Origin of the sequence: Streptomyces spinoverrucosus (assembly GCF_006539505.1) — a bacterium.
Taxonomy (GTDB): domain Bacteria; phylum Actinomycetota; class Actinomycetes; order Streptomycetales; family Streptomycetaceae; genus Streptomyces; species Streptomyces spinoverrucosus.
The window spans coordinates 311,269-322,274 of sequence record NZ_BJND01000012.1; the positions used below are offsets into that span (position 1 = coordinate 311,269).

At 69.2% G+C, this 11,006-nt stretch carries 12 protein-coding genes; 5 read left to right on the forward strand and 7 right to left on the reverse strand.

Going from position 1 to position 11,006, the window contains the following annotated elements:
• Positions 1-23 precede the first annotated feature (23 nt).
• A complete protein-coding gene (locus SSP24_RS09695; protein WP_141308920.1) occupies positions 24-1,472 on the reverse strand; it encodes a peptidoglycan D,D-transpeptidase FtsI family protein in 1,449 nt (482 codons plus the stop codon).
• Positions 1,473-1,585: 113 nt separating this feature from the next.
• Entirely contained in the window at positions 1,586-2,359 is a 774-nt protein-coding gene (locus SSP24_RS09700; protein ID WP_141308922.1) for an IclR family transcriptional regulator, read from the reverse strand.
• 143 nt (positions 2,360-2,502) lie between these two features.
• On the opposite strand from SSP24_RS09700, the gene SSP24_RS09705 reads away from it, so the two are divergent.
• From SSP24_RS09705 to SSP24_RS09720, 4 genes are all read left to right on the forward strand, one after another.
• Positions 2,503-4,032: an aldehyde dehydrogenase (NADP(+)) gene (locus tag SSP24_RS09705; protein WP_141308924.1), complete on the forward strand. Its 1,530-nt coding sequence runs from the start codon at positions 2,503-2,505 to the stop codon at positions 4,030-4,032.
• 104 nt (positions 4,033-4,136) lie between these two features.
• Positions 4,137-4,745 carry a DUF1349 domain-containing protein gene (locus tag SSP24_RS09710; protein WP_141308926.1) on the forward strand — a complete coding sequence of 203 codons (609 nt, stop codon included), beginning with the start codon at positions 4,137-4,139 and terminating at the stop codon, positions 4,743-4,745.
• A gap of 87 nt (positions 4,746-4,832) precedes the next feature.
• Positions 4,833-5,549 carry a DsbA family oxidoreductase gene (locus tag SSP24_RS09715; RefSeq protein ID WP_141308977.1) on the forward strand — a complete coding sequence of 239 codons (717 nt, stop codon included), beginning with the start codon at positions 4,833-4,835 and terminating at the stop codon, positions 5,547-5,549.
• 102 nt (positions 5,550-5,651) lie between these two features.
• The gene (locus SSP24_RS09720) at positions 5,652-6,704 is read left to right on the forward strand and encodes an aminotransferase class V-fold PLP-dependent enzyme (protein WP_141308928.1); all 1,053 of its coding nucleotides are present in this window, start codon (positions 5,652-5,654) and stop codon (positions 6,702-6,704) included.
• Positions 6,705-6,765: 61 nt separating this feature from the next.
• On the opposite strand, the gene thpD is transcribed toward SSP24_RS09720, so the two are convergent.
• From thpD to SSP24_RS09745, 5 genes are all read right to left on the reverse strand, one after another.
• Positions 6,766-7,656 (reverse strand): ectoine hydroxylase, encoded by an 891-nt coding sequence (gene thpD, locus SSP24_RS09725; RefSeq protein ID WP_141308930.1) that lies wholly within the window; start codon positions 7,654-7,656, stop codon positions 6,766-6,768.
• A 6-nt stretch (positions 7,657-7,662) separates the two neighbouring features.
• Positions 7,663-8,067 carry an ectoine synthase gene (locus tag SSP24_RS09730; protein WP_141308933.1) on the reverse strand — a complete coding sequence of 135 codons (405 nt, stop codon included), beginning with the start codon at positions 8,065-8,067 and terminating at the stop codon, positions 7,663-7,665.
• Positions 8,068-8,088: 21 nt separating this feature from the next.
• Entirely contained in the window at positions 8,089-9,360 is a 1,272-nt protein-coding gene (gene ectB / locus SSP24_RS09735) for a diaminobutyrate--2-oxoglutarate transaminase (protein WP_141308935.1), read from the reverse strand.
• A gap of 59 nt (positions 9,361-9,419) precedes the next feature.
• Positions 9,420-9,944 carry a diaminobutyrate acetyltransferase gene (gene ectA / locus SSP24_RS09740; protein WP_141308936.1) on the reverse strand — a complete coding sequence of 175 codons (525 nt, stop codon included), beginning with the start codon at positions 9,942-9,944 and terminating at the stop codon, positions 9,420-9,422.
• A gap of 329 nt (positions 9,945-10,273) precedes the next feature.
• The gene (locus SSP24_RS09745; protein ID WP_141308938.1) at positions 10,274-10,810 is read right to left on the reverse strand and encodes a DinB family protein; all 537 of its coding nucleotides are present in this window, start codon (positions 10,808-10,810) and stop codon (positions 10,274-10,276) included.
• Between the two features lie 9 nt (positions 10,811-10,819).
• Here SSP24_RS09745 and SSP24_RS43490 point away from each other — a divergent pair.
• A partial coding sequence (locus SSP24_RS43490) for a hypothetical protein (RefSeq protein WP_218037075.1) occupies positions 10,820-11,006 on the forward strand: 187 nt, incomplete at its 3' end.

Consider the following 11,006-nt stretch of genomic DNA (forward strand, 5'->3'; position numbering starts at 1 on the left):
GCAGTTCCTCGCGCCCCTGGGCGTTATTGCAACGCCGCTTCCATCACAGCCTTGGCCACTGGCGCCGCCAACCCATTGCCGCTGACCTCCGACCGAGCCGCGTCCGACTGCTCCACCACCACCGCCACGGCGACCTCCTTGTCCGAGCTGTCGGACTTGGCGTAGGAGGTGAACCAGGCGTACGGCGTCTTGCTGTTGTTCTCGCCGTGCTGGGCCGTACCCGTCTTGCCGCCGACGGTGGCGCCGGAGATCTGCGCGTTCGACCCCGTGCCGTCCTCGACGACCGTCTGCATCGCCGACTGCAGTTGCTCGGCTGTGGAGGAACTCACGATCTCCTTGGTGGAGGCGTTGGCGTCGTAGTCCTCCAGGACATCGCCGCTGTGGTCGGTGATCTCCGACACCATGTGCGGCTGAACCAGCTTGCCGCCGTTGGCAATGGCCGCGGACACCATGGCGATCTGGAGCGGGGTCGCGGTGACGTCGAACTGGCCGATGCCGGACAGGGCGGTCTGCGCCTTGTCCATGTCCTTCGGGTACACGCTCTCGTAGGCGCGCACCGGAACGTCCTGCTCGGCGTCGTTGAAGCCGAACTTCTCCGCCATCGCCCGGACCTTGTCCTGGCCGAGGTCGACGGCCATCTTGCCGAAGACGTTGTTGCAGGAGTACTGGAGCGCCACTCGGATCGAGGCGTTCTCGCAGGGCGCGTTCGGGTTCTCGTTGGTGAGCTTGTCCGAGGACAGCGGGAGCGGGTACGGGTCGGGGCTGTCCGTCTTCTCGTCCACCGACGAGTACAGCCCGTCCTCCAGCGCGGCCGCCGCCACCACCAGCTTGAACGTGGAGCCGGGCGGGAGCGGCTGGCGCAGCGCCCGGTTGGTCATCGGCTTGTCCTCGTCCTTGGTGAGCTGCGTCCACACCTCCGAGTTGCCCGTGGTGATCTCCGACGGGTCGTACGACGGGGTGGAGACGACCGCCAGGATCTTCCCGGTCTTCGGGTCGATCGCGACGGCGGCGCCCTTCTTGTCGCCCAGCGCCTCGTACGCCGCCCGCTGGGCGTCCGGGTCGATCGTCGTGATCACGTCACCGGGTTCGGCGCGCTGGTTGGTGACCGTGTCCATCACGGTCTTCAGCCGGGTGTCGGTGCCGTCCAGCAGGTCCTGGTAGATGCCCTCCAGCTGGGTGGCGCCGTACACCTGCGAGCTGTAGCCGGTCACCGCGGCGTACAGCGCGCCGTCCTGATACGTCCGCTTGTACCTGAGGTCGCCGCTCGTGGTCCGCGCCGAGCCGGTCACCGAATCGCCGGCCACGATGATGTTGCCGAGCGGCTCGCTGTACAGCTCGATCGCGTTCCGCCGGTTGTCCTTGTCGTCCGCGAGCGCCTGGCCCTCGTAGAACTGCACCCAGGTGGCCCTGACCAGCAGGACCAGCACCAGGAGCAGTGTGAAGACCGACGCGCGCCTGATCGTCTTGTTCATCCCGCTCTAGAGACGAGCGGCACCGGCCGGAACGTTCCCTTCCGTCCGGTTTCTCATCCGCTCTTCAGAAAGCTTCGGGTCTTCAGAAGGCTTCGGGGGGTGCGGCACGCTGCTCACAGCCTGCGCGTGGCGAGCGTCAGCCGGTCGCGGGCGTCGAACAGGGCGTCCTTCACCATCTGCTCGTGCGCGGGAGTGAGCCGCGCCACCGGGATCGAGCAGCTGATGGCGTCGCGGGCCGGGGTGCGGTAGGGGATCGCCACACCGAAGCAGCGCAGGCCGAGGGTGTTCTCCTCGCGGTCGACGGCGTACCCCTGCTCCCGCACCTGGTGCAGCTCCTCGATGAGCTTCTCCCGGTCGGTGATGGTGTTCTCGGTCAGCGCGGGCAGGGTCTCCGGCAGCATCTTGCGCACCTGCTCGTCGGAGTAGGTGCTGAGCAGCGCCTTGCCCAGCGAGGTGGAGTGCGCGGGCAGGCGGCGGCCGACCCGGGTGAAGGGGCGCAGGTAGTGCTGCGACTGGCGGGTGGCGAGGTAGACGACGTTGGTGCCGTCCAGGCGGGCCAGGTGGATGGTCTCCGTGGTGTCGTCCGAGAGCCGGTCCAGGGTCGGCCGGGCCACCGCGACCACCTCGTCGCCGTCGATGTACGACGTGCCGACGAGCAGTGCCCGTACGCCGATGCCGTACCGCGTGCCGGTCGCGTCCGTCTCCACCCAGCCGAGCTCGACGAGGGTGCGCAGCAGCATGTAAAGGCTCGACTTGGGGTAGCCCACCGCCTCCTGCACGGCGGCCAGCGAGTGCATACCGGGACTTCCCGCGAAGTACTCGAGCAATTCAACGGTCCGCACCGCGGACTTGACCTGCGCCCCGCCGCCTGTCTCGCCTGCCGACATCGCCCTTGACCCCTTCGTTGGACGGGAAATAGTCTCCGCATCATATTCACCATCAGAGACAGCGTTCAGTATATCGAACAGCGCTGGTGGATGGCATGGTGAATGACGTACGTACTGCGGCAAGACATGTGGAGGGACCCGCGGTGGCAGCAGCACCAGTCTGGAGTGTCGACCCCCGTACCGGGAAGCAGCGTGAGCAGGTTGCGGTGGAAGCCACAGCCCAGGAGGTGGACACCGCCGTACGTGCCGCGTGCGACGTCCGGGGGTCCCTCGCCGACCGTGCGGTCCGGGCGGCCTTCCTGCGCACCGCCGCGGACCAGTTGGAGGCGGCCAGGGACGCACTCGTCGAGACCGCCGACGCCGAGACCGCGCTCGGCCCGGTCCGGCTGACCGGCGAGCTCGCGCGCACCTGCTACCAGTTGCGGGCCTTCGCCGACATCGTCGACGAGGGCGCCTTCCTCGACGTCGTCATCAACCACCCCGACGACACGGCCACCCCGCCCATCCCCGACCTGCGCCGCTACAAGGTCCCGCTGGGCGTCGTCGCCGTCTACTCCGCCTCCAACTTCCCCTTCGCCTTCTCCGTCGCCGGCGGCGACACCGCCAGCGCGCTGGCCGCGGGCTGCCCGGTCGTCGTCAAGGCCCACCCCGACCACCCGGCCCTGTCCGAGCTGGTCGCCAAGGTGCTGCGCCGGGCCGCCGGGGAGCACGGCATCCCCGAGGGAGTCGTGGGCCTCGTCCACGGCTTCGAGGCGGGCGTGGAGCTGATCAAGCACCCGCTGGTCGCGGCGGCCGGGTTCACCGGTTCGATCCGCGGCGGGCGCGCCCTCTTCGACGCGGCGGCCGCCCGTCCGGTCCCGATCCCCTTCCACGGCGAGCTGGGCTCCCTGAACCCGGTGCTGATCACCGAGGCGGCCGCGGCCGAGCGGGCGGAGCAGATCGGGTCGGGTCTTGCCGGGTCGATGACGCTGGGCGTCGGGCAGTTCTGTGTGAAGCCGGGGCTGGTGCTGGCGCCGTCCGGCGCGGCGGGCGACCGGCTGGTGAAGTCGCTGACGGACGCGGTCAGCGACACCGAGGCGGGAGTACTGCTCGACCACCGGATGAGGGACAACTTCGTCGCCGGGGTCGCCGAGCGGACCGCGCTCGACGGCGTGGAGTCGCCGGTCACGCCCGGTGCGGGCGGCGAGCACACGGTGAGCCCGGGATTCCTGACGGTGCCGGCGGAGAAGCTGGCGCGGGAGGGGGCGTACGACCTGCTGCTGGAGGAGTGCTTCGGGCCGGTCACTGTCGTGGCCCGCTATGAGGACGAGGGTGAGGCGACGGCGGTTCTGTCGCGACTGCCGGGGAACCTGACGGCGACGGTGCATCTGTCGGCGGAGGAGGCCGCGGGGGAGGGGCGTGGGCCGGAGCTGCTGGCGGAGCTGACGCCGCTGGCCGGGCGTGTGCTGGTGAATGGCTGGCCGACGGGGGTTGCGGTGGCGCCCGCGCAGCATCATGGGGGGCCTTACCCGGCTACGACGTCCACGTCGACGTCGGTGGGCGGAACTGCTATTGAGCGGTGGTTGCGGCCGGTGGTGTATCAGGGGGCGCCGGAGGCGCTTCTGCCTGCGGAGCTTCGGGATGAGAATCCGCTGGGGCTTCCTCGGAGGTTCAACGGACATCTGGAGCGGTAGCGCCGTAGGGGTGCGGTGGTCTGCGGGCTGCGGGTTCGATGTGGCTTGTCGCGCAGTTCCCCGCGCCCCTGAGGTGCGCATCCTCGGCCTGAGATGATCTGGTTATGGACCTTGAGCTTCCCGAAATACCCTTTTCCCTCCGTACCTACGGGCCCGACGGGCATTGGTCGTACGAAGACGGTGTGCTCACCGGGTGGGCCGGGGCCCGGCAGGATCGGTTTGTGCCGCCTACCGGGGAGGCGTTGGAGCTTGTCTCCGATGCGCCTCGGTTGTTGGGGGCGCCCGAAGGGGACTTTCAGCTGATCGCCCGTGTGACGGTCGGCTTCGGCGCGGCGTTCGACGCCGGGGTGCTGTACGTCCATGTGGGGGAGCGGGAGTGGGCCAAGCTCTGTCTGGAGTACTCCCCGGACGTGCCCACCGTCTGCACGGTGGTCACCCGGGGGCACTCCGACGACGCCAACTCCTTCACCGTGGACGGAAGTTCCGTGTGGCTGCGGGTCAGCCGGACCGGGCGTGCCTTCGCCTTTCACGCCTCCCGTGACGGTGAGCGGTGGACCTTCGTCCGGCTGTTCACGCTGGGCGGGGAGAAGGAGACGGGGGCGGCGCTGGTCGGGTTCATGACGCAGTCGCCGATGGGGGAGGGGTGTGTGGTGACGTACGACCACATCGAGTTCCGGCCCGTCTGGCCGCGTGATCTGCGTGACGGAAGCTGAGCGGGCGGAATGAACGCGGGCTCTTGAACGTTCACGCATCTGCGGGGAGAGCCTCCGCAGCCGTACGACCTGGAGAGAGCCGTGACCCTGCGCGTCGAGATCTGGAGCGACATCGCCTGCCCCTGGTGCTACGTGGGCAAGGCCCGCTTCGAGAAGGCGCTCGCGGCCTTCCCGCAGCGTGACCAGGTCGAGGTGGTGCACCGGTCCTTCGAGCTGGACCCCGGGCGGGCCAAGGACGACGTGCAGCCCGTGCTGACGATGCTCGCCAAGAAGTACGGCATGAGCGAGGCCCAGGCGCAGGCCGGTGAGGACAACCTGGGCGCGCAGGCCGCCACCGAGGGGCTTCAGTACCGGACGCGAGGCCGTGACCACGGCAGCACCTTCGACATGCACCGGCTGCTCCATCTCGCCAAGGAGCACGGCCGCCAGGACGAGCTGGTCCAGCGGCTGTACCGGGCGAACTTCGCCGAAGAGCGGTCCCTCTTCAACGACGACGAGCGGCTCGTGGAGATCGCCGTCGGCGCCGGCCTCGACGAGGCCGAGGTGCGCAAGGTGCTCGCCGATCCGCAGGCGTACGCCGACGAGGTGCGCGCCGACGAGCGGGAGGCCGCGCAGCTCGGGGCCACCGGGGTGCCGTTCTTCGTGCTCGACCGGAAGTACGGGGTGTCGGGGGCTCAGCCCGCCGAGGTGTTCGAGCGGGCGCTGACGCAGGCCTGGGGTGAGCGGTCGCCGCTGACGCTGGTCGAGGACGGGGGCGCGGAGGCGTGCGGGCCGGACGGGTGCGCGGTGCCGCCGCGGCAGTGACGGGCGAAGGTCCAGGTCAGGGCGGGTGCATAAGCGGCCCTTAGGGAATCCACGTAGAAATACGCAATGGACTTGGGTCTCCTTGGGCCGCACAGTGGAGCCATGGAGACCTTCGAGAGCCTGGTCCAGGCCGAGTTCACCCCGAAGAACACCTACCTGAACACCGCGAGCAATGGGCTGCTGCCGGCCCGCACCGTGACCGCGCTGCACGAGGCGGTGCGGCTGCGGGCCGAGGGCCGATCCATGGACCCGCTGTTCGACGACGTGGAGACCACTCGCGCCGCCTTCGCCCGGCTGGCCGGCGTGCCGGTCGGCCGGGTGGCGGCGGGGGTCTCGGTCGCCGCGCACACCGGCGTGATCGCCGCCTCACTGCCCGCGGGCGCCGAAGTCCTCACCGCCGAGGACGACTTCACCTCCGTCCTCAACCCGTTCCACGTGCGCGGCGACCTCAAGGTGCGGGCCGTGCCGCTGGAGCGGATCGCCGAGGCCGTCCGCCCGGGCACCGCGCTCGTCGCGGTCAGCGCCGCGCAGTCCGCCGACGGACGCATCGTCGACCTGCCCGCGCTGCGCGACGCGGCCCGGGAGCACGGCGCCCGTACGTACATCGACTTCTCCCAGGCCGCGGGCTGGCTGCCGATGGACGCGAGTGCGTACGACTTCACCACCGCCACCTGCTACAAGTGGCTGCTCGGCCCGCACGGGGCGGCCTTCCTCGTCGTACCGGAGGACTTCGGCGGGCTGACGCCGGTGCTGGGCGGCTGGGTCGCCGGGGAGAACCCGTGGGACAGCTGCTACGGCCCGGTCACCGAACTCGCCCACTCCGCCCGCCGCTTCGACCTCACCCCGGCCCTGTTCTCCTACGCCGGGCTGCGCCGCTCCCTCGAACTGATCGAGGAACTCGGCGTGGACGCCGTACGCGCCCATGACCTCGCCCTCGCCGACCGCTTCCGCGCAGGCCTGAGCCAGCTGGGCCACGAGCCGGTCCCCGCCCCCGGCTCCGCGATCGTCTCCGTGCCGGGACTCGGCCACCGGGCACCCGAACTGGCCCGCGCGGACATCCAGGTCTCCAACCGAGCGGGCAACCTGCGGGCGTCCTTCCACCTCTACAACACACCCACCGACGTGGACCGACTCCTGGACGTCCTGTCCGACTGACCGGCGGGATGACCGAAGCCCGGGCCCCGTCACAAGGGGCCCGGGCTCAGGGATCGGTGGCTCACCGCACCGGAGTGAAGTCCCGTGCGCCGATGAACTCCGGTCGGCGGATGGGGGCCGCGAACGGTTCGACGGCCTCGTTTTCCACGCTGTTGAACACGATGAAGACGTTGCTGCGCGGGAACGGTGTGATGTTGTCGCCCGAGCCGTGCATGCAGTTGCAGTCGAACCATGTCGCCGAGCCGGCCTTGCCGGTGAACAGCTTGATGCCGTACTGCGAGGCCATCGCGGTCAGTGCCTCGTCCGACGGCGTGCCCGCGTCCTGCATCTGCAGGGACTTCTTGTAGTTGTCCTTCGGCGTGGCCCCCGCGCACCCGAGGAACGTCTTGTGCGACCCCGGCATGATCATGAGCCCGCCGTTGGTGTCGTAGTTCTCGGTCAGCGCGATCGAGACGGACACCGTGCGCATGTTCGGCAGCCCGTCCTCGGCGTGCCAGGTCTCGAAGTCCGAGTGCCAGTAGAAGCCGCTCGCCCCGAAACCGGGCTTGACGTTGATCCGCGACTGGTGGACGTACACGTCCGAGCCGAGGATCTGCCGCGCCCGTCCGACGACCCGCTCGTCCCGCACCAGCGCGGCGAACACCTCGCTGATCCGGTGCACTTCGAAGACGGACCGGATCTCCTTGGACTTCGGCTCCACGATCGACCGCTCGTCGGCCCGGATCGCCGGGTCGCTGACCAGCCGGTTCAGCTCCTGGTGGTAGACGGCGACCTCGTCCTCGGTGATGAGTTCGTCGACGGCGAGGAAGCCGTCACGCTCGTACGCCTGCAGATCGGCGACGTCGATCGGCCCCGGCGTGCCGGGCGTGCCCCAGACGACCGGGTCCTGGCGGGGGGTGGACACCTCGGTGGTGCCGCGGCTGGGGTACAGATCGGTGACGGTGGTGGTCATGGTCGGTCACACCTCCTCGGGTTCGGTGAGCAGGGGGTAGACGCCGTTCTCGTCGTGGTCCTCCCGTCCGGTCACGGGCGGGTTGAACACGCAGATACAGCGGAAGTCCTCCTTGACGCGCAGCGTGTGCCGCTCGTGGCCGTCGAGGAGGTACATCGTCCCGGGCGTGATCGTGTACGTCCGGTCGGTCTCGTGGTCGGTCAGCTCGGCCTCACCCTGCACACAGACGACGGCCTCGACGTGGTTGGCGTACCACATCGACGTCTCCGTCCCCGCGTACAGGATCGTCTCGTGCAGCGAGAAGCCGACCTTCTCCTTGGCGAGGACGATGCGCTTGCTCTCCCAGGTACCGGACGCGGACTTCACATGCCGGTCGGTGCCTTCGATGTCCTTGAACGAACGGACGATCACGGTGCTGAACAGCTCCTTTTCTCAGACGGTTTCGCGAACGGCGCGGGCGAGGACGCGCAGGCCCTCGTCGAGCTCGTCGGGCGTGATGGTCAGCGCGGGCAGCAGCTTGACGACCTCGCTCTCGGGGCCGGACGTCTCGATCAGCAGCCCGAGTTCGAACGCGCGGCGCGCGATGCGCTCGGCCCGGCCCTTGTCGTGGAACTCCAGGCCCCACACCAGGCCGCGGCCCCGGTACTCCTTGACGTCGGCGAGGTTCTCCTCGGTGATGGCGATCAGCGCCTGCTCGACCTGCTCACCGCGCGCACGGGTCTGCTTCTCCATGGCCGAGCCGTCGGCCCAGTACGTCTCCAGCGCGGCGGTGGCGGTGACGAAGGCGGGGTTGTTGCCGCGGAAGGTGCCGTTGTGCTCGCCCGGCTCCCACAGGTCCAGCTCGGGTTTGAACAGGCACAGCGCCATGGGCAGCCCGTAGCCACTGATGGACTTCGACACCGTGACGATGTCGGGGACGACCCCGGCCTCCTCGAAGGAGAAGAAGGCGCCGGTGCGGCCGCAGCCCATCTGGATGTCGTCGACGATCAGCAGCATGTCCTGGCGCTCGCACAGCTCGGCCAGCGCGCGCAGCCACTCCGTGCGGGCCACGTTGATGCCGCCCTCGCCCTGCACGGTCTCGACGATCACCGCGGCGGGCTTGTTGAGGCCGGAGCCCTGATCCTCCAGGAGCCGCTCGAACCACAGGAAGTCCGGGACCCTGCCGTCGAGGTAGTGGTCGAAGGGCATCGGCGTGCCGTGCACGAGCGGGATGCCGGCACCGGCGCGTTTGAAGGCGTTGCCGGTCACGGCGAGGGAGCCCAGGGACATGCCGTGGAAGGCGTTGGTGAACGACACGATCGCCTCGCGGCCCTTCACCTTCCGCGCCAGCTTCAGCGCGGACTCCACGGCGTTGGTGCCCGTCGGCCCCGGGAACATGACCTTGTACGGCAGGTCGCGCGGCCGCAGCACCAGATCCTGGAAGGTCTGCAGGAAGGAGCGCTTGGCGGTGGTCGACATGTCGAGACCGTGGGTGACGCCGTCTCGCTCCAGGTAGTCCAGCAGGGCGCGTTTGAGGACCGGGTTGTTGTGCCCGTAGTTGAGCGAGCCGGCACCGGCGAAGAAGTCGAGGTACTCGTGGCCGTCCTCGTCGTACATACGGCTGCCGCGCGCACGGTCGAAGACGGTGGGCCAGCCGCGGCAGTAGCTGCGCACCTCGGACTCCAGGGTTTCGAAGACGCTGAGGTCGGGCTGGGTGATGGTCACGGGGATTCGCTCCTCTGTGTGACTGGTCGATGTGGGGGTCGTGGCGCTGTGCGTACGGGTCAGTCCGACGTCCGCGGCAGATGGGCCAGCGGACCGATGCGGTAGAGGACCTCGGGGTCGTGCGGGCCGTCCGGGAACCGGTCCGTGCCGAACAGCACCTCGCGCTCGACGTGGGCGCCGTGGCGTGCGGCGTACGAAGTGAACAGCCGCTCGGAGGCGGTGTTGCCCGGCGTGATCGTGGTCTCGACGGAGGTCAGCCGGTGCTCGGCGGCGATCCGGGCGGTCAGCCCGTCCAGCATGCGGGCCGCGAGCCCGCGTCCGCGGTGCGCGGAGTCGACGGCCACCTGCCAGACGAGCAGGGTCTCCGGGCGGTCCGGCCGCAGGTACCCGGTCACGAACCCGACGGCCTCGCCGTCGGCCGTCCGCGCCACGGCCGACGTACCGGCGAAGTCACGGCACCACAGCAGATAGCTGTACGCGGAGTTCAGGTCGAGCGTTCCGGATTCCTTGGCGAGCCGCCAGAAAGCGGCCCCGTCGGCCACTGCCGGGCGGTCTATGAGTAGGTCTGCTTGTGCGGCAGTCATGCGAATTGAATTTACCGACCAAGAATTGAAAATGCATGGCCGGGGGGTCTTACGTATCGCCGCGTCATGTGTTATCGCGCGGGCGCGGGTGTTCGCGCGAGGGGGTGGCGAAACGTCCCGGTTTGCCCGTGTAATACCGGGCATAACGGCTGCGATGTGGAACGCGTCACAGCCGTGTAACCCTCACGAGATCTGCCCGAATTGAACCGATCGGCGTTCGCGAAATCTTTGTGTTTAGGGTCGAGGAAAGCGGGCAGAAGAATACGGGAAGCTGCGCTGGATTGAATTACGGAATGATGGCTGGAGAAGGCTCACTAATTGCCTTGAATTCAGGTTCCGGTCACACCGTCGATGCGCTCGCGGAGGATGTCGGCGTGACCGTTGTGCCGGGCGTACTCCTCGATGAGGTGGATGAGCACCCAGCGCAGGCTCACCTCCACGCCGGTCAACGGACCGTCGACCAGGCGCCCGGTGTCGTCCAGCGATCGCCCGGCGGAGATCTCCTTGCCGCGCGCGATCTCCCGGCGCCAGATGGTGAGCGCCTCGTCGAGACCGCGGTCCGGATGCAGGGCGTACCCGCTCTCCTCCTCGTACACCGGCGGTACGTCGAGACCGGCGAGCACACGCTGGAACCAGTTGCGCTCCACCTCCGCGAGGTGCTGCACGAGCCCGAGCAGGGTGAGCGACGAGGGCTCGGCCGAGGCGAGCCGCACCTGGGCGTCGTCCAGCCCACGGCACTTCAGCTCCAGCGTGGCCCGGTGAAAGTCGAGCCAGCTCTCCAGCATGGCGCGCTCATCAGCGGTCATGGGCGGGATGGGGCGACCGTCGGGGAGGGTCGGGGGCGAGGAGGGCGTGTTGGTCGTCATGGGGCGAGCATGGCAGCAGGGTCTGACAACGGCATGGATCCAAGCAGCGCCGGGCGGCGTCGACGGCCCGTCGAGCACAGCGGCTTCGACGGTCGGCGTCGACGGCCCATCGGGCATAGCGGTATCGCCGGGCGGCTCCTGGTGCTGCCGGGGCTTCTGTCCAGCGGCCCCTACCGCCAGGCCCCGTACCACGAAG